This window comes from Qipengyuania gaetbuli, from assembly GCF_020524765.1.
Lineage (GTDB): Bacteria > Pseudomonadota > Alphaproteobacteria > Sphingomonadales > Sphingomonadaceae > Qipengyuania > Qipengyuania gaetbuli_A.
In genome coordinates this window covers 958,841-981,667 of the sequence record NZ_JAIVLR010000001.1, presented here as the reverse complement: position 1 = coordinate 981,667, position 22,827 = coordinate 958,841, and the positions used below count along the sequence as shown (strand labels likewise).

Here is a 22,827-nt window from a genome sequence, read left to right as displayed (position 1 = left end):
GGGAAAGGCCGTCAGGCGAGCTCGTCCAGCTTGCGCGTCGCGTCGTGCTGGGTGAGCTTGATCCGGCGCGCGCGCCGGTCGTGCGGGTCGAGTTCCGAGGTGACGATACCCTTGGCCTTCAGCCGTTCCAACGCGAGGTAGAACCCGCGGTAGGAAGAGCCGGACGCCAGAAGTAATTCCTTAATCCTCGATTCACCGTGCGAAATAAGGTGGATGATGATCCGCCCCTCCACGGTGAATACCTGTATGCCCGCCTGCCCGAAGGCGGCGGCGAATTGCGATAAAATCTTCTTCACTTGCCCCGACCAAAACAATAACTGCGCAAATTACGGCGCAGTATAAATCATATCCCCAGTTTACTCTCGGTCGACGACTTGAAGGCGTAGAGACCAATAGCGCTTACCGGTTATTTTATGAATAATCCGGCATCAAGTGCATCTTGTATATCTAATATAGGACCTCAAAACAAATATCAATAGTAAATCAAATCGCGTAGCCCCTCTCCAACTGGGCCCTAGGGTCGCCTAGTTTTTAACAAATGACATGTTACCTTTTGAGGGGTTTTACTTATGCGTACTATGAATAATGCGGGCCGCGCCATCTGCGCAGGCCTGATGACCAGCGTCGCAGGGGGCGCGCTGATCGTCGCAGTCCCGGCTTCGGCCCAGTCTGCTGAGACCTGCTTCCGTTCGGCCTCTGGCAGCGTGTCCTGCTACGAGCCCGGCGACAGCGACTTCCAGTCGAACGACTTTGCCTACTCCGGCATTGCGGACGGCGCATACGACAACCTCGACACCAAGATCGAACAGACCGCTCCGAGCGAAGCCGAAGTCGAAGCCGCCCAGGCCGAACTCGACGCCGCCAACGAAAACGCCACCACCCTGACCGACGCTCAGTCGGCTGTCGAAGCGGCGCTGACCGACGAAAACCGTGAAGCATTCGCCGATGTCGACACCGCCGAAGCAGCTCTCGCCGGTGCGCAGGATGCCGAAGCCGCTGCCGGTAGCGACCTTACCGATGCGCAGGTCGCTTTCGACGCTGCTGCAGATGACCTGACCGACGCCAACCAGGGTGTCACCGATGCGCAGGTCGCGATTTCGGACGCGCAGGACGCTGTCGACGCTGCCCAGGCCGCTTACGACGCCGACCAGACGCCGGAGAACCTGGCTGCTCTGAACGATGCGCTGGCCGATCGTGCCGATGCCCAGCTGGCCCTTGCTGACGCGGAAGAAGCTCGCGCTGACGCGCTCGCCGCTGCAAACGCCGCTTCGGCTGACCTCACCGCTGCCCAGACCGCGTTCAACGACGCAGTCGACGCACGCGTTGCCGCTGCCGACGACCTGTCGGACGCGCTGACCGCACTCGACACCTCGCTCGCTTCGAATGACGAGTTCGTCGATGCGATCACCGACGCCGGCTACACGGCTGACGCTGCGGGCCTGACCACGCTGACCGGCGATGCCGAAGCAGCCACGGTTGCCGCAACGGTCGAACAGCAGCAGTTCAACGCTCTCGACGATGCGACCAACACCTACATCCGTGCCCAGGAAGTGCTGGTTGCAGCTGCCGAAAACGAAAACGCTGCCATCGCAGCCGCTTCGCAGGCTCTCCTCGGCGATCCGCGCGCCGACGAAACCAATTCGGAAGTCGAAGTGATCGCAGCCCTCGTCGACCACGAAGGCCGTATCACCGCCAACGAAACGACGCTCGCTGACCACGAAGTCCGCATCACCGCCAACGAAGCGACCCTCGTCGATCACGAAACCCGCATCACGGCGAACGAAGCAACGCTCGTCGACCACGAAGGTCGCATCACGACCAACGAAGCCAACATCGCCAGCAACACCGCCCGTATCGTGGTGGCAGAAGCTACCCTCGTCGAGCATGACGAGCGTATCACGGCCAACTCGGCTGCGATCGTCGCTGAAGCCGAAACCCGCGCCGCTGCCGACGCGCAGCTGCTCGAGCGTATCACGGCAGAAGAAAACGCCCGCATCGCTGCAGACAATGCGATGATGGCACAGATCACCGACCTGGGTGGCCGCGTCGGCGCGATCGAAACCCGTATCGACCAGCTCGATGACCGCATTTCGAGCTCGACCGCTACGGCGATTGCCCTTGGTGGCATGGGCTTCCTGCCCGACACCAAGTTCAATCTCTCGGTGGCCGGCGGCTTCTATGAAGGCGCCAATGCCATCGCCGCCAACGCGGGTATCCGCGTCAGCAACAACATTGCCATCACTGCCGGTATCGGCGGTGGCCTGAACAAGGACGGCAAGGTTGGCGGCCGCGTCGGTGTGATCTTCGGCTGGTAAACTCCGACCAGACGGACGATCCGTCCAGGGAAAGCGGCCCGGGTACTATCCCCGGGCCGCTTTTTCGTTTGCCCGGCAGGCTGCAGGGGCAAGAACCCCGCCTGTGCGCCCCTAAAGCCAATAGCGCTTGCCTTGGCGCCGCCCGCGCCCGACCAAGGCGCCATGTCACAGCCCCTTGTCCTGACCCTGTCCTGCGCCGACCGTCCCGGCATCACCGCGCGCGTCGCCTCTTTCCTGTTCGAGCGGGGCGGCAACATCCTCGAAGCGCAGCAGTTCAACGACCGCCAGTCCGATGCTTTCTTCATGCGCGTGGAGTTCGATCCGGGACAAACCTCGCGGGAGAGGATCCGGGAAGACTTCACCCCGCTCGCCGAAGAACTGGGAATGCAGTGGAAGCTCGCCCTGCGCGACCGCCCGCGCCGTGTCCTCATCATGGTCAGCAAGTTCGACCACTGCCTTGCCGACCTGCTCTATCGCTGGCGCATCGGCGAATTGCCGATGGATCCGGTGGCGATCGTGTCGAACCACCCGCGCGAGGCGATCGAACACACGCACCTTGGCGATATCCCGTTCCACCATCTGCCGATCACGCGCGACACGAAGGCCGAGCAGGAAGCGCAGGTGCGCGCCATTGCCGAACAGGCCGGTGCGGAACTGGTGGTGCTGGCGCGCTACATGCAGATCCTGTCGGACGAGCAGGCGGCGCATTTCGCCGGCTGCTGCATCAACATCCACCATTCCTTCCTGCCCGGCTTCAAGGGTGCGAAGCCCTATCACCAGGCCTACGAGCGCGGGGTGAAGATGATCGGGGCGAGCGCACATTACGTGACCGCCGATCTCGACGAAGGGCCGATCATCCACCAGGCGGCCGAACCGATCAGCCATGCCGACAGTCCGGACGAACTGGTCCGCAAAGGGCGCGAGATAGAGAGCCGGGTACTCGCCGAAGCAGTGCGACTTCACCTCGAGGAGCGGGTGCTCCTCAACGGCAAGCGCACGGTGGTCTTCAAGGGCTGAGCAGGTCCCGCCAGGGCCGTGTCCGCGGATCGTCGCTGGCCAGCGGATCCCACTGCTGTGCCATCAGCGCGCGCGCCTCGCTCTCATCCATGCCCTGTTCGCGGTGGAGCAGGTAGAAGAAGGCCGAGACGCGCCAGTTCATGATGCAATGGACGTGGACCGGCCCTTGTGCCGCTGCGAGCGCCTGCTTGAATGCCTCGAAGTGGCCGGCTTCCGGGCGGTCGAACGGTATCGGTATATGCGTGTAGGCGATGCCTTCGGCCGCCATCAGCGCAGCCTCGTCCGCAAGAGCTTCAGGATGATCGTCCAGCGCCAGATTGATGACGTGGCCCACGCCGAGGGCGGCGAGGCGCGCGGGGTCATCCGGCCCGAGCTTGCCCGAGGTCGATATCCGCGCCGACAATCGCTGCCAGCCACGGATATCGACCGGGTCGGTCATGTCAGCGCCGCGCGACGCGGCCCTTGGCTACCTGCGCCTCCATCGCCTTGTCCTCGTTGGCGCGTTTGATGACGTACTGGCGGATGGCTTCCATCTGCTCCTTCGTGAGCGAATCCTTGAAGCTCACCATGCCATTGTCCTTGAGCGCTCCGTCATGGACGATCTGCAGCCAGACGGCCGGATTTTCCAGCGCGCCCGAGCGGCGAAGGTCGGGCAGGACGGTGGAGCCGACCGCACCCGGCGCATGGCAAACCGCGCAGTAACGGGCGTAGGACTTGCGCCCTTCCTCGATGACCGCAGCACTCGCCTTGCTCGGCGGCGGGTCGAGCGGGGTCGCGGCGAATTCGCTCGCAGCAGGAAGCTGCGCGCTGCCGCCCAGCTTGAACACCAGCAGGCGGCTGACGTTGCGCACTGGCTTGTCCTTGGCGATGATCCCGCCGTCCGCGGTAATGGCGAGCGCGCCGCCCCAGCCTGCCAGCACGGCGACATATTGCTCGCCGCCGACCATGTAGGTCATCGGCGGGGCGACGACGCCGGTCTGGGCATCGAAGCTCCACAGCTTGTCGCCGCTTGCCGCGTCATAGGCGTTGAAGGTGCTTTCCTGCGTGCCCTGGAAGACGAGGCCGCCGCCGGTTGCCAGCAGCCCGCCGTTCCACGCGCCCGGATGTTCGACGGTCCATCGCGGTTCCTGCTTCACCGGATCCCAGGCGACCAGCTTGCCCTTGATTGTGCTGCCCACTTCGCGCCGGAAGCCGAGATCGGGCGGCAGGTCGCCTGCGCCGATGTCGAAACCGACGTTGAAGCCGCGTTTCATGTCGGGCTTCCAGTTGGCTTCGGGTGCGTAGAGCATCGCGGCTTCGAAAGCGGGGATGTAGACCAGGTTTTCGCCGGGGTGATAGGCCATCGGGTGCCAGTTGTGGCCGCCCAGCGGGCCGGGCATCACCAGCGCCGGCTTGCCCGTGCGGTCGATGCGCGTTTCCGGGTTCTCGATCGGGCGGCCGTTCTCATCGATGCCTGTCGCCCAGTTCAGCGGGATATAGGGCTTGCCGCTGATGAACTCGCCGGTTTCGCGGTCGAGGACATAGAAGAAACCGTTCTTGGGCGCCTGCATCAGGACCTTGCGGTCCTTCCCGCCGATATTCATGTCGGCGAGGATGATGTGCTGCGTGGCGGTGTAGTCCCAGGTTTCTCCCGGCGTCGTCTGGTAATGCCAGACATATTCGCCCGTATCGGGACGGATCGCGACGATGCTGGACAGGTAGAGGTTGTCGCCTTCACCCTTCCCGTCTGCGCCGGGGCTGCGATAGGCGCGGTTCCATGGGCTACCGTTGCCGACGCCGAAATAGAGCAGGTCGAGCTCCGGATCGTAGGCCATCGAATCCCACACGGTGCCGCCGCCGCCGATCTCGCCGGTGCCCTGCGTCCAGGTTTCGGCAGCTTTCTGCAAATATTCGGGCTGGTCTTCTCCTTCGCCGCCCGGGACGGTGTAGAAGCGCCACAGCTCCGACCCGTCGTCGGCATCATAGGCGGCGATGTAGCCGCGCACGCCGAATTCGGCGCCGCCATTGCCGATCAGGACCTTGCCGTCGATCACGCGCGGCGCGCCGGTGATCGAATAGGCCTTGGACTGGTCGACCGTGACCTTCTCCCACAGGACCTTCCCGGTTTCGCGGTCGAGCGCCACGAGCCTGCCGTCGAGCGTGCCGAGGAACAGCTTGTCGCCCCAGGCCGCAAGGCCGCGATTCACCACGTCGCAGCAGACCTTGACGCCGGTTTCGCCGGGCACCTGGGGATCGTAGCTCCACAGCGGCTCGCCGGTGGCGGCGTCGAAGGCGAAGACCTTGCTCCAGGCGGTGGTGACGTAAAGCTTGCCGTCCATCACCAGCGGCGTCGCTTCCTGGCCACGCGCGGTGTCCATGTCGGCATACCAAGCAAGGCCGAGGTTCGCGACGGTCTCGCGGTTCACCGCGTCGAGCGGGGAGTATCGCTGTTCGGAATAGGTGCGCCCGTGGGTTATCCAATTGGCGCTGTCATCGCCTGCGTTGATGAGGCGCATTTCATCGATGCCACCCTCGCTCTCGCCCGAGTTGCATCCGACGAGCAGCAGCGCGGCGAGCGCCGCGATTCCGTGTTTCAGCATTTTTCTCTCCCCGAGGCGGGACTCGTGCCCGCTTACTCCGGAAGCAATCCTGCCGTGCATCCGCCCCCTTGTCCATAATCGAAGCTTCGCTAGGGTGCGCCGCGGACGGGCAATGGGAGAATGCACGCATGTGCGATGAGAACCAGCTGGCCCGGTGGGCCCGCCAATCCTTGAACCGCCGCACCTTCGGGGCAGGCGCCCTCGCTACCGCAGCAGCAGCCTGCACTTCGATGGATGGCGCAACGGAAAGCGCTGCCGATGCTCCGGCTCTCGTGGAAAGCACGGTCAGTTTCCGCACGCCCGACGGGGTGATGGACGGCTTCTTCGTCCATCCCGGCGAAAGCAGCTATCCCGGCGTGATCTTCTGGCCGGACGTCGCGGGGCTGAGGGAATCGAAGCGGCAGATGGCCCGCCGGCTCGCAGGGGAGGGTTATGCCGTCCTCGTCATCAACCCCTACTACCGCGATGTCGCAGGGCAGCAATATGCCGACTTCGCCAGCTTTGCCGCGGACAACGGCTTCCAGAAAGTGCGCCCGTGGCGCCAGCGGCTCGATTCGGCGGCAGTCGGATCGGATGCGAAAGCCGCAGCCTCATGGCTCTTCGGGCAGGCGCCGGTCGACAGCAGCCGCAGCATCGGGACCGAAGGCTATTGCATGGGTGGACCCTTCACGGTGTGGAGCGTTGCTGCCGACCAGCGCATCCGCGCAGCCGCCAGTTTCCACGGCGGCGGGCTTGTCCGCGATGCCGATACCAGTCCGCACAAGATGCTGCGCGGCGATGCGCATTACCTCATCGCGATCGCGCAGGACGACGATGCCGAAGCGCCCGACCAGAAGGACGTTTTGCGCATGGCGATGCGCGAGGCAGGGGCCACCGCCAAGGTCGACGTCTATGCCGGGGATCACGGCTGGTGCGTGCCCGACAGCCCCGCCTATGCGCCCGAGGCCGCCGAACGCGCCTATGCCGACAAGCTCGCCCTCTACCGGGCGGCGCTCTGACGGGTAACCGCTACCTCAGGCGCTGAGCCGCTCGGCGAAGCGGCCGTGCTTGCGGTAGCGGGTCATCCACTTGTCGAGGAACAGGCCCACCGGCTTGGGTTCGATGCCGAGCCTCTCGAAGCCCGGATGCTCGCCCGAGACGGTGTTGCCCTGCGCCAACAGGTCCCACTGGTCGCGGCTCATCGGCGTGCCGGGCAGGGCAGCGAAAGTGGCCGACAGTGCGTCGGGCATGGGCAGGAACGTGCGCTTGCGGCGCTGCGCCTCGGCAATGCGCTCGTTGATTTCGAGCATGGTCACTTCCTCGGGGCCGCCGAGTTCGAAAGTCTTGCCGCCGAACTGCGCGGGATCCTCCAAGGAACGGGCGACCGCCTCGGCAACATCGTCGACATAGACGATCTGCAGCTTCTTGTCAGGCCCGAACACCGGCAGGACCGGCAAGGTAGAGATCAGGCCGGCAAACATGTTGAGGAAATTGTCGTCCTTCCCGAACAGGATCGAGGGCCGCAGGATGGTCGCTTCGGGGAATGCCTCGCGCACGCGCTTTTCGCCCAGGCACTTTGCCGAGGCGTATTCGTTGCTCGTATCCTCGTCCGGCTCGGCAGCGATGGCGCTGACGTGCACGAAGGACATGGCACCGGCCTTTTTCGCAGCTTCGGCCATCCAGCCGGGCGCTTCGCCCATGAGCCTGCGCAGATTGCCCTCGAACGAGCCGACGAGGTTGACCACCGCATCCGCGCCTTCGATGCACCGTTCCACGCTGGCACGGTTCGTTGCATCGCAGCGGGCGAACTGCATCTGGCCGAGATTGGCGAGCGGCTTCAGCTTGAAGGCCTTTTCCGGATTGCGGCTGGCGATCCGCAGGCGCGCACCGCGTTCGAGCAGGGCCTGTGCCACGTAATTGCCGATGAATCCGCTGCCGCCCATGAGCACCACGAGCTTGCCGTTCAACGCGCTGTCTTTCGCCATCGAAATTGCCTGTCTTTCCTGGTCTGGAACTGTCGCTGCGCCCCTAGCCGTAACCCTTGCGCTCCTGCAAGCGTTCCTGCCTTTCGCCGCGACGCGATTGCAGTTGACAAGAATCGCCCCCCTTCGCTAGTGGCGCGCTCCTACCCGCGGACCGGCGCAGATGACCGGCCCCGCAAAGTGTGCCCAGATGGCGGAATTGGTAGACGCACCGTCTTCAGGTGGCGGCGCTCGCAAGGGCGTGGAGGTTCGAGTCCTCTTCTGGGCACCACACACACTCTAAGTGTTTGATTGGGAATAATTTCCCGCTTATCAGCCATTTCTCAACGCTCTGGTCGTACACAAACTCGTACACAGGGTAGAGCTATGGAAGTGGTGTTGATGCACCTGCAGCGTGACAAGAAAAGCGGTATCTTGAGCTACCGCAGGCGTTTCCCGACAGATCTGATTCCCCACCTTCCCAGCCGGAGCCCAACCGGTCGTGGCCGCACGGAACTTAAAGTTTCGCTCGGCGCCAAAGACATGCGCGAACCGGGGGCAACCGAAAGGTACAATCAGATTGACCGACAGTGGGAAGAGATTGTCCTCAGGGCTCAAAAGCGAGCGAGCGGTACCTATGACCCACTCGATGCTGAAACAATCGCCTACCTGGCTTCTCATGTCGCCAATGAGGGATTGGAGATCGACGCCGAGATCCGGCTGCTACCTGAGCCTGCTGATCGAAAGAGGCTCCGCGCCGAAAATCTCACAAAGGTAACATCCGAAGATCTCTCTGATTGGAAAGAGATGAGAGCGATCGGCGACATCACGGGCATGATTGCGATGTGGGGCGATGAGGCGGAGAGCCTAGCGGAAGCGGAGGGCTATCGCGTCGATCGCACCTCGGCCTCATTCGCCGAGCTTTGCTCTGCTGTTCACGACGCCCAGATTGAGGCGAGCGAGGGCACCCTCCAGAGGCTTCAGGGCGATCTCGTGCGCACACCTAAGATAGCCGCACGACCAGCTTCGGCTCCTCGTCCGGCTGGTGAGGCGATGAGCATTTTGGATCTCTATGAACGCTATGCTGCGGTCCCAGGCAGGAGCATGAAAACGGTCGCACAGTGGCGCCGGTATATCGAGCATCTCATCGCGTTCCTCAATACGGATAACATTCTCGCAATCAGCCACGACGACATGGTCGCATGGCGAAATCACTTGCGAGACCATGAGACCTACAAAGGCAAGCGGCTTTCCGCAAAAACGATCAACGGGAGCTACCTCGGCGCAGTGTCAGCTGTTCTTGCTTGGGCCAAGGGTGACGGGATTATCCCAAGCAATCCCATGCTTGAAGTTGCTAAGGTCAAGCTGCCCAAGAAGCCTCGTACGCGAAGCAAAGGATTTACAAACGAAGAAGCACTCACAATCCTTCGGGCATCTTTGGTTACATCAAGCTCTCGGGAAAAAGAGGATTTGCGAAACGCCAAGCGCTGGTGCCCGTGGCTGATGGCCTACTCTGGGGCCCGGGTGAACGAAATCACCCAGCTGCGAAGGCAGGACATCTTCGAAAAAGATGGTATATGGGTCATGCGGATCACACCAGAGGCTGGCACGGTAAAGAACAAGGAGCCGCGCCTTGTACCGCTGCACAGCCATCTGCTCGACCAGGGCTTTCTCGAATTTGTCGAGAGACGTAGCGAGGGGCCTCTCTTCTATGACCCGACGAAGCGGCGGAGCGACAATGCTATCAACCGCCAGGCGAACAGGCTGGGTTCGAAGCTCGCCACCTGGGTCCGCTCACTTGGCATTGATGGAGTTATGCCGAACCACGCATGGCGGCACTACTTTAGCAGTCAGGCTATTCGCTATCGCTTCGATCCCGCAGTAACCCGAGCGCTGACAGGCCACTCTGCTTCCGACGTTCATGGAGACTATGAGCACATTGGGGATTTTGTCGATGTCCTGTCTCGTGAGATTGAGCTGATACCGCGGTTTCAGGTCGACATCTAAATGCCGTCAGATTTACTCTAACGAAGTTCTTTCCGGTTAGCCCACGGAGTAGGATGCCCGGACACAATCATTATCCTGATTGCAGCTGTGGGTGGTGCCTCAAACGTAGGGGCATCACTCGGCGTACTCCTACAAAGCCCAAGGAGCCAGTCCGCTTTGGCATGAGCAGCCTGACGGTACCCAACGCGAAATGTCCTGTCTGCGGCGATCAGGTATTCTTCTACTGGAACGACAAGGGAAGCCGGGTTTTCTTCGACGATCTAGGACCGCCCTGGCCAAAGCACCCTTGCACCGACAATCCTGCGCCATCCGGCCCTCGCGTCCGAGTTAAACCTCCTGCGCCGGAGTACACCCCTTGGCGCGACGCAGGATGGATCCCCGCGATCTATGAAAAAAGTAAGCGCGAGGATGGTTGGAACGTTCTGTATCTCACGCTGCTCGAGACTGATCAGCCCCTAAGGGTACTCAGCGACGTGCTTCGGACCCCGGAAAGGGGAGGCTTGATTTACATCCAGCCGTGGGATGAGAAATTTTGGACGTCTCTGGAATTTCTGGACGAGTACATGTCGCCCGAGAGAATTTGGGGCTGGAAGTACGACAAGTGGTTCATGACTAGCATGATGAAGGCGCTGGATGAGCGCCGTAAAAAGAGTGTGCCAAAGAGGGCTCAAAAGCCCAAAGGAAGAAACCGCAAAGTGAGGCGAGCTGCTCAGTACCGCTCTAAGCGCTAGCGTGGCCTCCCTTCGCGAGGTTGCCTTGTTCCCCTAAACTTCCTGACGCACAAAGGTGATGCCAAAACCTTTGCACCCTCGCGTCTCCTGCATGCGGTTGGCAGGATTGAATGCGTCGCGGCTGTCATAGCGCTGGAAAATGTCGAGGCCACGACCCAGGATAATTTTCCACCCGGTATCCGTCTCGATACTTCGGTCATGGAGGAGGTCATCAAACTCCCACTCGAGGTGGATACCATGGCCACGGACATAGTCCGCCATCTTCGTCAGGTTCTCCTCCTGACGCTCCGGCGCCATTTCGTCTTTGCCCGTACGCAGGCGGACAGAGATTTCATCTTCGGGTTTCTTCTGTCCAATCAGCAGTTCGAGAAATTCGGAAAAGTTGCGCAATTGATGGAACATTCTGATGTAAGGGTCATGGACGGTTACCTCGGTAGCGCCCATCAAGTGCTGGCCGAACAGGTTGGCAAAGGTTATGCCTTTTTGGTTCTCCTGAACCTCTCTATGACCTTCCTTTGGCCTATCGCTTGCTGGCTTCTCGTGCGGCTGAGATGAGTCTGCCGAGCTATCACCCGGCTCGGAGGCCTCTTCCTTCGATCCGTTGCCGCTTTCGCCAGATTGGCCCTCTTGGTCACCTTCAGCGGTACGGTAGTAGAAGTTTGGATACTCTTCCTCTTCCAGCGTCCGGACGTTGAGCTTAGTGCCATCAGACTTTGTTATTCTGAAATCGACCTTGGGGTAGGTCGCGTCGATACGCATGAGCTGATCTTTGACGCGCTTGCGGCACTCCATCGCAAAACGAAGTACTTCCTCGAGTTCCTCATCGGTAGCTCCGCCAGCCGGGAACAGGATCTTCATCAATCCTGAAAAGGTCTTGTGAACGGCATCGCGATCGCGGGTCGAGATGTCGGAAGAGAGCGTGAAGAGCGCCTTATATTGGTCGGAAAAATCCTGGGCACGTAAGTGGCGAAGGATTTCAGCTATGTAGTCGACCACAAATCCGTATCCACCGGAGAACATTTCTCCTCGGATTACGTCCACCTCCCAGCCGGGAATATACGCGTGAAGTCGATCGATAAACGCTGAATCGTAATACTTTTCAGGAAGTTCATCGAAGAGGTCGGTGTGCTTCAGCATGTAGGGTACGGTGTGTTTGGTATTGCCAACGAATACCATCGATGCCTCGGCACCAAGCGTTTCCACTCCGCGTGAAAAGCTCTTGTTGGCCATGTAGTTCTTCATGATGTCGACCAAGGCCTTATCGACCCTTTTTTGGCGACCAGCGAATTCGTCGAAAGCTACAACGTCCCAATATCCAACCAGCCCGATTTTGCCCGTCGCGTTGTTCACAAAGAGTTTTGGAACGGTAACTTCCCCGCCCGAGATCAGAATACCGTGCGGCGAAAACTCGGAGAAGATATGTGACTTACCGGTGCCCTTGGGGCCAAGCTCGATGAGATTGTAGTTCCGTTCCACGAACGGGATCAAGCGCACGAGCTGGATGAACTTGCTCCGCCGTCCGAGCATCTCCGGATCAAACCCAATGCTTTGAATGAGCAGATCGATCCACTCGTCCGATGTGAACTGCTGGCGAGCCGCGAGATACGCATCAAAATCAAAGTTGGATAGCTGAATGGGCTTCAGGGACCCTAGGACCCAAGGGGAGACGCTCTTGTCTTCCGAATACTCGTACTCGACGTCTGCAATGCACCAAACCCCGCTCACCAGCATCTTGGGGTGAGCTTTGACTGTCGACGTGTCGACTAGAACCTCTTTGATCCCGAGGTTGGCAAACGTTGCCTCGTAAACGTCCTTCTTATCGTTCAGGGCCACGCTTACTTTGTCGATGACTTTGTAGCGCCCTTTTTCCCTGATGTTTGAGCGCACCAGGCCTGCTTCGTTGCGGTGGACGTAGTGCTTTGCGAGGATCTCTTTGACGGTTTCGATGCCCGATTGGATTGAGGCCTCATCGCTTGTCGCGCAGTACTGTCCCAGTAGATACTCAAGGACATACGAAGGTACGATCGCGTTGCCTTTGACGGCCTTCACGAGATCCTTGCGCACGACCAACCCGGCAAAATGCTCGTTAATTTTCTTGTCGAGCGGCGTCATTGCAGTCCCCTAGAAGTCGAAATCGGTTTGTCGGCGGCGCAGCGTATACCGAACGGTTCGGTAGTCCTTGAAGGCGCTCGTGTTCTTGTGACGCTCAGAGAGCTTTAAGATCACTTCTTGGTTGTTGTGATCATCAGCTTTCCGGGTGAGAAGTAGGCGGATCGAGCGCTCTCGATCTCTTGGGTCGATCGATGTGCTGTCAAAAACCAGCGTTTGCTCGTCGGAAAGCAAGTCCCCATCTAGCGAGTAGATCCCGATTTTGAGTTCCCGGGATTGGATTTTATCGTCGACGGGTTCGCTCTGATACAGTTTCACGCCGAGTTGGCTGGTCGTGATGAGGCGGCTGTCGCCAGCCAAAATCTCAACCTCGACCAACTCCACATCACTTGCGCGAGACTTACTAACGGTCAGGATCGGGATGACAATTTCTTGGAGGCTCGCGCCGCCGTGTACGAACCTGGCGCCCGATCCGCTTTTTCTGAGGCGATTGATCGACTTCGGAATTTGCACCTCAAGGTCACCGGAAAGTCCAGCAGCGGCCGACGTGAAGGTCTTTACGCTGGCGCTAGGTTCAAGCCCTCGCCCCAGGGCATACCTGCGGTTAACAAAGACAACGTCTTTGCCGGTAACCCCAGCGGAAGCGTAATCACTTTCGTCAATCTTGCGTGCCTGGAAGAGAAACCCGTGGTCAGCTGTGATCAGGATCTTACTTGCATTTGCTGACATGAGTTTGCGGACCGCGCTTTCGAGATCCTTGAAGGTGTCTTCGACGGCTTCGAAAACTTGGCGTTCGGTCCCCGGCTTGTCTCCCATCGCATCGATCCGATCGTGGTAGACATAGATGACGTCATGCTCGCGGATCAGTTCTCGAGCGTCATCTTTCACCAGCTCCATTAGCTCTTCAAACTTGAGAGCCTTGCACCGTTCTCCGCTCGCACCGGCAGTCAGGATTTTCTCACGGTTCTGGAGGCCTGAAGCCGATTGACCGTCGACAAGAACTGTCGCCTTGTCTTCTATCTTAAGCTCGCGGTGGGGGAGAAGAGCTGCCATTCCCAATTGGGTGTAGCTTGGCAATGCGCTGAGGCCTGGTTCGAGCTCCGCCGTAAAGCGGTCTAACGAGCGTATCCTTCGCTGAAGCTCTTCGCCGACTTCGTAGCGTAGAGCATCAGAAATGATTACGCACACTTTTTGCCCATTATGGCGAACGGGACGGACCTTCGACCTGTAGAAATCCGTCTGCATCGTAACGGCTGCGGAATTCCAAGTATCGGCTGCGTCAACCTGAGCCTGCCAGTTGTCATTCAAGGTCAAGAGGAATTGATTAGAATAGCGGTTTTCGACCTGTTCGGTGAGCTCTGAAAGCAAGCTCGTGGCCTGTTTCGACTGGTCGGCATTCTTGATGAATTCTCGGTACAATTGGTCCAATCGGAACCAGCGCGTTGCGTAAAGGTCTATCCCTTGATCAAAGCCCTTCACCTCCAGTGACGTGTGGGCAAGCTCGTAAAGGAACCGAGCTGCAGCCAGGATGGCTTCATAAATTGGTTCAAACGTGGCGAACCAATGGAGACCTTTTCGCTCGCGGACCCAGCGCTCGACCTCTGCATGAGAAACCGTCTGTTCGGCGACCTCGTGGACTAACGCCCGAATGATTTTGCGGTCGATTGCCTCGTACTGATCAAGCCGCATAAGGTCGCGAAAATCTCGCCGTTCGAGATCCTCTTCGACGTTCAGAGCCTCGGCAAATTCGGCGGATAGAATTTCGAAATCGGCTGCAGTAGTGCGACCATTTTTCCAGCGTTTGAAGCAGATGTGTGCATCGGATGTGAGTTCAGCTTCTGCGCCGAGATCCGCTGCGTACGAGGCTCTAAATAGAGCGATAGCGAAATCACCGATGCTCGGAGTTTCCGCGCGGTAGCCAAACCGTTCGGCGAACTGCTCCCACAGGAATTCAGCGAGGCGGCAACGTTCGAGCAGCCCCATCGTCCGAGCCAAGTTCTCCTCACCCTTGGCCAATCCACCAAGCAATGCTTCAACGATAGCGTCGATATCCGGGTGGACGCCAAGGCATACGGCAACCATCTTCATTCGGACGCGTGTGCGACTGTCGCTTGGCTCGATCAGGCGTTTAAGTTCTTCGTAACGAGCATTCGCTCCGAAGAATGCTTGGTGTTCCTCCAGAAGACCAGCAAAAGGTCCGGGCAATCCGAGCTCGTCCAGCCACATCTGGACCTTGTCGGTTCGGAACTGAGAGTGGGACAAGAGAACGTCCAACAGCCAGTTGTCGATGTCTTCCGGTTGGGAGCCACGAGCGTAGACCAGGAAATGCTGCTCCGGCTGCTCCCGAAGCATGCGGTGCTTCAAAGCAAATTCGTTGTTTTGCACCTCCACCTTTTCGACGCCCGGTAAATCGAGGGCGGCGAAATCGTCGGCGAACTCCTCGGCGGTGTCGTACCAGAAGACGATCTGGCGCTCACCGCCTGAAAATTTCGCCTTCAACGCATACTCGAGCTTGTCTTTCATCGGGCTATTCCGAGAGCCCCGGGATCCGCTTCAGCGCAGCGCCGAACTTCGGATAGTTCGCTTTCACGCCATCATCGAGATCGATCCCCACGCGCTGTGTCGCCAGTGGATAGAGTACATCCTTCTCATATGCCTCGAGCTCAGCCAGTACCTTGCTGGCTTCCTCGATCTCTCTGGCCGCCTTTGTCTTCGCGGACGCTGCTGATGAAGGGTCCGCCTGGATCCGCTCTTGCTGTTCGCGATGGGCTTCGAGCTTCCGGATATATTCGCGCAGATAGTCATTCAGCACCACGCTGATCGTGTCAGGGCGATAGCGGTGCATGTAGATCAGCGCATTGAAGCTACCTTTGGGGCTGGAGAACAGCCAGTAGATCGGGTGCTTCTTGTAGCGTTTGACGTGATCGTTGTAGAAATCTCGGAGGAAGTATTTCCGGATATCCTTGCCGAGCGCGCTCTCGATGAATCGGAGGTTTTCGGTGAAATGATCCTCACCGAAAGTCGTGCGTAGGAATGTGCGGAAGCGTCCTGTGATGTCGTCCGCGAACCAATCGCGATCGAGGATCGGGATCACATTGTCCTCGTCCGGCATAAATGATGGTGAGGGCACGCGGGCGAGATAATCCTGGAGTGTCTCACCGTGATTAGCGAGGATCAGGCCTCGCTCTTCCAGGCTGTAGCGGCCGAACATGCAGCCCACGCTATAGCTAAGGAACTCAGCCATGGTGTCCGAAAGAAGCCGCCTCTCATGCTCCTCTCTGTTGAGTTTTGGGCTATAGCGACTAGTTGGATTGCAATTGAGGGTGATTTCCGCAAGCGGCACATCCGGGTTCAGCTCGTCTTGAAGGCCGTAGGCGTCTATGAAAATGCGATTGTTCTCTTCCTCCAGCATTTTCACTTCATTTGTCCTTGACCCCCAATCAGCACGAAGGTCAGAATAAGTCATCTCCAAAGAGCGACTTCCATTCTCTTCCGACAGCAAGGGGTGTCTCTCGAAATCCCACGACGTTTCGGATTCGTCCCAATCAAATTTGGCGAGCTTGACTAAGTTTAGAACTACATTGTCAGAAAATTTTGGAACCGAAAGTACGGGAATGCGGCCAATATCTCCCGACTTGAAGTTTAAAGTAGGAGAGAGGATCTTCAGAAGACTGTGAGAGACGCTAGAATTAAGAAGGCCCAAATAAAAATTGAGGCGCCCGGGCTCAGGAAATATCCCATTGCTAGCGTCAGAAAAAATGAATCCTTCTGGAGAATATCGAACAGAGAATTTTGAGCTGCTGATTTTCGACCAAGTTGCAGACTCTCGGAAGTAAAATTCCGGACTCCGTATATATCGAGCCCAGCTGGTAGTTGTTGGGTCGTTTGGATTGTTGATGAGCCAATGTTTTAACTCAGCTCCATCGTTCATATAGTTTAGAACAAAGTCATTATTGCCATACCAGCGACGAAATTCACCACCTTTGTTAAGCGGAAACCATTTTTTGGAACTCGCAGAAGCGTCTTCCTTATTAGAAAATCCCAATCCAATAGTTGCGAAATTCAGCTCATGCCATGGTCGAACAAATCTCGCCGTATCTGATGTCGAAAGGCCAACTCTAGGGTTTGCTTCCGTGTTGAGGGCATAGCCATTCTCAAACGCCTTAATCTCCTTTTCGGTGGCCCAGTAGGCAATGGGGTTTTCGGGCATTTTAGAGAAGCCAGATGGCTCAACTGCAAACCAATCCCTAGCTTCGATCTTTTCTTCGAGCACGACCCTTTTGTTTGCGGATTGTGGGGCGTCGTTGAGGTCGAAGAAAGCCCCCTTGACTCGCTCGGCACTTCTCTGAATTATGAATGCTGCGGCCTGAGCGACCTTCGAATTCATTTCCGGAAAACTATTAAATCCAATCTGGATCAAGCCTCTGATTTGATAATCTGTCGTCACTTTATAGCGAAGATCTTCAAATGATGATATAAACATCCATGTCTGCATAGTGACGAACGAGGCATAACATTTTGCTTTTAAGAGATTTAGGCCGCGCTCCATAAACATTGAGAAAAGATCGGCTCTACTCTCTGTGAAATTTTCGCTAGCGAATGTTTTCAATACCGCATCAAAGTTCTGAGCGCCCATGTATGGGGGGTTGGCCACCACTACGTGATACGTCGACCGAAGCGCCTCGGACATTAGCAGAACAGCTAAAACTCGTTTTTGAAGTTCTCTCAGCAACAAGTCATCAGCAAAATCCCGAGCTTCTACTACGCGTAGTGCCTCCGCCGGGTCGCGAAGTTTTGGCACGATCAGCGAGCCGAAGTTTTTCGCGTCTGTGAATTGTCCCAGCGTTTCTTGGAGTTCGTCCGTAAACAGGTCTTCGCCCACCACAGCCGCCACATCTTGCATCTCAGCAGGCGTGAACGCCACGTCCTGCATCACCACAATGTCAGGCTTTGCCTCCATTCGCATGAATCGGCGTCGCCCAAGTCTGGCTGCAGTCTTCATAGCAAGCGCAAAGGCCGCCAGCGCTCCTGCGCGATCATCGATCTCGATGCCGGTCAGGTTGTGCGTAATGATCTTGGCCGGGATCTCGCTGGGCTCATAGCCCTGTTCTTCATAGATCGCGTAAAGTAGATCGAAGGCGTAGGTGAGCATGTGGCCTGAGCCGCAGGCTGGATCACAGATGCGAATTTCTTCAGGCGAGGATGTCCTGAGGAAGTCGGTTTCTGGCTCCTCTGGCGCAATGTAGTAGTCCATCCGCTCAACCAGCCTGGAATTCGGGTGGTTGAGCATCCACAGGCGCCCAAGCGAATTCTCCACCAGGTACCGCACGATCCAGTGCGGCGTGAACAGCTGAGTGGCAGCAGGGATGTTCTCCGCCGTAATCTTCTTATTTTTCTTCAGCCCCGCGAAGACCTCGTCCTTCTTCTCGGAGATGTAGAACTGGTAGAGCCAGCCAATAATCTCGACATCCTGGCAAGCCTCGTCGTTCATCACCTCGCGCAGCCGGACCATGATGGAGTCCGGGGCAAGCAGTCCTGTCGGCATCAGCAGCTCGGTATAGTCCGCAATCCGTTCGAACATGAACGGCATGGTGCTGTGCCAGGCGTTGCAAACAGCCACGAGCAGCAGCTGATAGGCTTCCGCCTGCGGGTCTGAGCTGGTGGCGGCGCCACTCAGCAGTGCCCGAACGCGGTCTGCCACATCCTTTGGCACAATGGCCGGGTCGATATGCTCGGCCATGGCTTCCGCCAGGATCTCCGGCTGCGATTGGCCCTCGGCCGGTGTGACCGCCCGGATAGTGTTGAGACCGTTTGCATCCATGAAACGCAAGGCGCTCAGCCGGTTGAACCAAGTGTAGGCAACCTTCTCAATCAGCTCTTCTTCGCCCAACGCAGCAAGCTGCTTTTCGAGCTCAGTTACAGCTTTCGGCTGCTCGCGGCGGGCCGCACTGTCAGATGCCAAAACTGACCGCAGCTTCACCGACACTTGATCGATCAGCAGCTTGCGAGCCTGCGGTGCGAACTTCTTCAGGATAGAGGTGTCCATTAGAGCGAGATCCGCTTGCCAGATTGGATTTCCGCAAGAAGCTTTTCACGCAGCTCCTGCAGGTATTGTTCGACGTCCTCTTCTGATGACAGGACGGGTTTAGAGTGCGCGGGCCTCAGCGAAGAAATCGGGGTCAATGGCTTCGCGCCCGATTGCCCACTCCCCTCTGCACCGGTGTTGTCAAAGCCGTCCGCTGCAGACTGTTTGACCCTGTCTTCGGTACCTTCTGCCTTTGCGAGCAGGGCAGGGTACTCGTTACGCTTGAACAGATCCACGGTACGCTCGACCAAGGGGATGGTGTCGGCATCGCGTAGGCCTGCCTCAGCGCTGGTAAACGCGATGTCGATCTCTGTTGCAGCGGCCGCGTATCCTTCACCCGTTGTCAGATATGTTTTCAAAGCATCGAGGTCTGCTCGCGCGGATTGCCGTGCGGCATCGAGCGCTTCATCGACCTTTGCTTTGAGTGCATCGATCTCGCCTCGGAGGCGACGCATCTTGTCCCCGCGATAACATTCGGGATCGTCCAAAATTGACTGGATTGGCTCGGTCGAAACACCTGGAAGATAGGCAATGTTCGTCCCCTGCTTTTGCAGGAAGTCGTGTCCTTGATCCCAGATCTTTCCTTGGTCTCCTTTGAGGAACTGCTTGATTGGCCCCGAGACGTCCTCCTTGGCGTCCAAGACTTTGTCCTGCCTCGTGGCGAGTTCGGCGAAAAGCCCGTTCACTCCCAAGCTCGCCAATTCGGACAACTGTTGGGCAACCGGCTCCAACTTGCTCGAGAATGGATAGCGGCTGGAGCTCTGCGCAAGTGTCCTGAGCTCGTCCGCTTCCCTTTTGAGGTCAGCAAGCGTTTCTTCTGCCAATGCCTTTGCCTCGGCAGCTCGGGGCAATGTATCGAAGAACTCCTTGTAGAAAGTTTTTAGTGCCGTGACCTGCCCTTGGGTGAATTCGACCTGCGGCTCGAGAACGATGTTCGAGAATTCGTGCGTGTTCCGGAGAGCCTTGCCGAATTCGCTCGAGGAGAGGCTGCTCCCGTCCTTTTTGGCTTCGATGCGCCCCCTTGCGTAGAGAGCGGCAAGCTGAGCGAGGATAGCCATTCGAGGCCAGCCGTAGGGAGCCTTCTCGAATTCTTCCGTCACAGATTTCACTGTGGATCGAAGGGCACGACTCTTATTCATCTGCAGGTGATTGAGAACGCTTTGCTCAGGCTCGGGCAACGGAGATCCGTCAGCACCGAAAAGGCCATCATCCGCTTTCGACAGAGCCTCAGAAATATGGCTCTCGGTATAGGAGATCCCGCGAAGCTGGCCGAGGCTAGTGTAGACCTTATCGATTAGACTGCCGAAACCACGGACAATCCTACCGGCTCCGTCTTCGCCGGGGATATCGAGTTCCTGACCCCTCACGAACAGCCTCGCGTCGGCAAGAAGCCTCTTGGCGCTTAGCTCTAACGCGCGACCGCGTTGTTCAATCTGCTCCCTCCTCTCGCTAATGATCCGCTGGAGAGTTGGCTGTAGGTTAGTCGTAGAGGCCTGTCGGACGTACTTTTCAGTTTTCTTTAGCTGGATCAGGTCTCTTAGGAAGCGTTCCTCCTCGGGCAAGATAACGCAGAGCTCGTTCCGGTTCATGGTCTGCATTCGAAAGCGCTCAACCTGGCCGCCTTCCGGATGAAAGGGGGTGATCATATTGATCTTCAGCTCGTAGTCCCGGCCCGACAACTGATCGTCTACATGTTTTGCGTAAGGGTAGTCTGCGCCAGCGATCTCGTGGTGGATCTTGTTAGTCCTCAGACCGATCCCGAAAAGCATCTGGTCGAGTGCGGCGGAGATCTCAGAGTTGTCGACCTCGGTGTTCTTGATCTCTTCCTCGACATCCTTCTCTTCGTCCGTGAGGAACTCGTAGACCGAACCGTTACGCTGAATGTAGGTTTGTTGTTCGAGTAGGTTGAGCGCCGCCTCTACGTCACGGGTCAACTTGACCGCATCGCCGTCGAAACGCTCTCGGACGAGCACGGCAATGTTCTCGAGTGTTGGTTTGAACTGCTTAACATACTTAACAAGGAAGAGGGCTTTGAGGATGCGTTGTGCAAGTTCATTCTCGATGTTTCGCTCTGCCAGCAAAATCGAAGATTGAACGCCCGCTTTCAGCGCAGAACGAATTCCCTCAAACATCAAATCGAACGGCGCAACGGCACCAAGTTCGTAATCTTTGATTTGCCTCACGACCTGCTGGAAGACGCCCAACATAGAGCGTTCGCCAACTGACGCGTGCCGTCCCTCAAAGGCGTTATGGTTTGATAGCTCTCTTATGGCTTCCTGGAAAAGATCATATTGGTACGGGAGGAATGGGTAACTTGCGATGAAGTGATCGCGATCTCGATAGGTCTTAAATTGCACGCCCGTCGAGAAGCCGAACAATGTCCGCATGTCGTTTTCATGGGCATCATAGAGCTCGCCGACAGCCCCCTCGGCCTCCTCGGCTTTTTTTAGCAATCGTTTTTGGATTACCTCGGCTACATTCGCACTGGTCAATGGCATGCGCGTGGCAAAGCGGGCCTGGATCTTTGAGTAATCCAAATCCTGTTGCTTCGACATGTCTCCGACAATGCCGCCCATCTCCTGCTGTGCGGTAACAATAATCCACGCTTTGCCCTTGCAGCGCGTCGCCAATGACTCTGCAATAGTTTGCAGATTGGTCATCAGCTTGGTGTTATCGGCGATGTATTGCCCTACCTCATCAACGAAGAAATTAAGCCGAAACCCCTTGGGCTGGCGCTCCACGAACTTGTTAATCTGGTCGGCGAAATCCTCGATTGATACCTTATAGGTCTCGCGATACTTTTTGAGTACGCCAGCAGCTTCGGACGGATCTCCCCCAGTCGCTTTCGCGTAAGCAGCCGCAATCGATTTTTCTTCTAGAATGTGTTGTTCGCGACCTCGCTCCCACGGCTTTAGGGCAATTTCCTCGTATGCGGTCTTGAAGGCCGCAAAGTTTCCGTTCTCATCGAGGTGGCGCTCAAACTGAGCAACGTGCCCCTGCTTCCCATAATAGCCGCAGGCTTCGTCAAAGACCTTCTGAAATACAGCGAGGAGAGCATCGACCTGTGCCTTTGAGATCACATCGGCCTTCTGGTCGATATTGAAAAGAATGCTCATCGAAGGGATCGATGCGGCGCGTTCAATATCAGCCTTAAGAAATTGGTTCTGCTTTACCTTCTCGCTGAACACCGCGAGGGCGTTTACCCCATCGACCTCGTGATTTTCGAGGAGCAACGCAAGCATCTTCAGTAGATGCGATTTGCCCGAACCAAAGAATCCGGAAATCCATACGCCATTTGAGTTTTCTGCGTTCAAATAGGCGTCGAGGAAGATATTGAGGTGCTTCTCCACCTCATCGGTGATGACATATTCCTCAAGCTCATTAAGTAAGCTGGCGTCATCATCCGCCTTGATGACCCCCTCAATTCTGCGATCGACAGGCTTATCAAAAATTTCTTTTAGTTTTAGTGCCATAATGCGTCATGCCTCGACGTGCAGGATGTTGAATGCGCGATAGTATTTGTCGTCATGAAGGCGACCAAAGAGGTCAAGGGATGCGCCGCTGGCAATTTCGTGCGTGTAGCGACCCGGAAAGAACATGACTGTAGGAAACCCCTTTGCGACGCTCTGAAGATTGTTGAGCACGTTATGCGAGCGAATAAACGGGAATACTTCCCCGACACCTGTAATGAACATCACATCCGGATTGGTGGAAGTGATCCGTTCGGAGATGGCGGGCACTAGATGATCTTGAGGGTCGAGGACCCCTTGTAGTAGCTCCAATAATTCAGATTTTGCACTCAGCTCCTCTGCATCGAGTACTTGGCTCCAAATGTTCCTAGCGCGAAGAATATCGATGCAGGTATTATAGAGGTTTATCTCCAAAACACTTAAGTTTGAGCCTTCGAGATGCTTCAGGAGCCTCACGTAGACCTCGTCGATGTCCTTCTGACGAGCGATGTCATAAGGACATATGAAGAAAGGCACTTCGTTGTTGAGGCTCTCCATATTCAAAAAGCGCTGGGAAGATATCACTTTGCAAAGG

Annotated in this window: 14 protein-coding genes and 1 tRNA gene; 6 read left to right on the top strand and 9 right to left on the bottom strand. The window is 57.4% G+C overall.

Going from position 1 to position 22,827, the window contains the following annotated elements:
* Positions 1-11: 11 nt before the first annotated feature.
* Positions 12-296, bottom strand: coding sequence for a MarR family winged helix-turn-helix transcriptional regulator (locus LC083_RS05005; RefSeq protein WP_224831297.1), 285 nt, complete (start codon positions 294-296; stop codon positions 12-14).
* Between the two features lie 273 nt (positions 297-569).
* On the opposite strand from LC083_RS05005, the gene LC083_RS05000 reads away from it, so the two are divergent.
* On the top strand, positions 570-2,315 hold the full coding sequence (locus LC083_RS05000) for a YadA-like family protein (protein WP_226699443.1): 1,746 nt from the start codon (positions 570-572) through the stop codon (positions 2,313-2,315).
* 162 nt (positions 2,316-2,477) lie between these two features.
* Positions 2,478-3,332, top strand: coding sequence for a formyltetrahydrofolate deformylase (purU, locus tag LC083_RS04995; protein ID WP_226699442.1), 855 nt, complete (start codon positions 2,478-2,480; stop codon positions 3,330-3,332).
* On the opposite strand, the gene LC083_RS04990 is transcribed toward purU, so the two are convergent.
* Complete coding sequence (locus tag LC083_RS04990) at positions 3,322-3,771, bottom strand: beta-lactamase hydrolase domain-containing protein (protein ID WP_226699441.1); 450 nt, start codon at positions 3,769-3,771, stop codon at positions 3,322-3,324. The two genes, purU and LC083_RS04990, sit on opposite strands and share 11 nt — an antisense overlap.
* A gap of 1 nt (position 3,772) precedes the next feature.
* A complete protein-coding gene (locus tag LC083_RS04985; protein ID WP_413469442.1) occupies positions 3,773-5,911 on the bottom strand; it encodes a PQQ-dependent dehydrogenase, methanol/ethanol family in 2,139 nt (712 codons plus the stop codon).
* Positions 5,912-6,081: 170 nt separating this feature from the next.
* Here LC083_RS04985 and LC083_RS04980 point away from each other — a divergent pair, with 170 nt between their 5' ends.
* The gene (locus LC083_RS04980) at positions 6,082-6,909 is read left to right on the top strand and encodes a dienelactone hydrolase family protein (protein WP_319003414.1); all 828 of its coding nucleotides are present in this window, start codon (positions 6,082-6,084) and stop codon (positions 6,907-6,909) included.
* Between the two features lie 15 nt (positions 6,910-6,924).
* On the opposite strand, the gene LC083_RS04975 is transcribed toward LC083_RS04980, so the two are convergent.
* Positions 6,925-7,875: a complex I NDUFA9 subunit family protein gene (locus LC083_RS04975; RefSeq protein ID WP_226699439.1), complete on the bottom strand. Its 951-nt coding sequence runs from the start codon at positions 7,873-7,875 to the stop codon at positions 6,925-6,927.
* 181 nt (positions 7,876-8,056) lie between these two features.
* On the opposite strand from LC083_RS04975, the gene LC083_RS04970 reads away from it, so the two are divergent.
* The 3 genes from LC083_RS04970 (at position 8,057) to LC083_RS04960 (ending at position 10,589) form a co-directional block, all read left to right on the top strand.
* Positions 8,057-8,143 (top strand) — tRNA-Leu (locus LC083_RS04970).
* A gap of 95 nt (positions 8,144-8,238) precedes the next feature.
* The gene (locus LC083_RS04965; protein ID WP_226699438.1) at positions 8,239-9,858 is read left to right on the top strand and encodes a tyrosine-type recombinase/integrase; all 1,620 of its coding nucleotides are present in this window, start codon (positions 8,239-8,241) and stop codon (positions 9,856-9,858) included.
* A 161-nt stretch (positions 9,859-10,019) separates the two neighbouring features.
* The gene (locus LC083_RS04960; protein WP_226699437.1) at positions 10,020-10,589 is read left to right on the top strand and encodes a hypothetical protein; all 570 of its coding nucleotides are present in this window, start codon (positions 10,020-10,022) and stop codon (positions 10,587-10,589) included.
* Between the two features lie 33 nt (positions 10,590-10,622).
* Here the strand turns inward: LC083_RS04960 and brxL are convergent, their stop codons facing one another.
* The 5 genes from brxL to LC083_RS04935 are packed head-to-tail and all read right to left on the bottom strand — an operon-like array spanning position 10,623 to position 22,790.
* Positions 10,623-12,701, bottom strand: a complete 2,079-nt coding sequence (brxL, locus tag LC083_RS04955; protein ID WP_226699436.1) for a BREX system Lon protease-like protein BrxL — start codon at positions 12,699-12,701, stop codon at positions 10,623-10,625.
* A gap of 9 nt (positions 12,702-12,710) precedes the next feature.
* A complete protein-coding gene (gene pglZ, locus LC083_RS04950) occupies positions 12,711-15,221 on the bottom strand; it encodes a BREX-1 system phosphatase PglZ type A (protein ID WP_226699435.1) in 2,511 nt (836 codons plus the stop codon).
* 4 nt (positions 15,222-15,225) lie between these two features.
* Positions 15,226-18,744 carry a BREX-1 system adenine-specific DNA-methyltransferase PglX gene (pglX, locus tag LC083_RS04945; protein ID WP_226699434.1) on the bottom strand — a complete coding sequence of 1,173 codons (3,519 nt, stop codon included), beginning with the start codon at positions 18,742-18,744 and terminating at the stop codon, positions 15,226-15,228.
* Positions 18,744-22,256 carry a BREX system P-loop protein BrxC gene (gene brxC / locus LC083_RS04940; protein ID WP_226699433.1) on the bottom strand — a complete coding sequence of 1,171 codons (3,513 nt, stop codon included), beginning with the start codon at positions 22,254-22,256 and terminating at the stop codon, positions 18,744-18,746. Before brxC ends, pglX begins: the two co-directional genes overlap by 1 nt.
* Before the next feature lie 6 nt (positions 22,257-22,262).
* Positions 22,263-22,790, bottom strand: coding sequence for a DUF1788 domain-containing protein (locus tag LC083_RS04935; protein WP_226699432.1), 528 nt, complete (start codon positions 22,788-22,790; stop codon positions 22,263-22,265).
* Positions 22,791-22,827 lie beyond the last annotated feature (37 nt).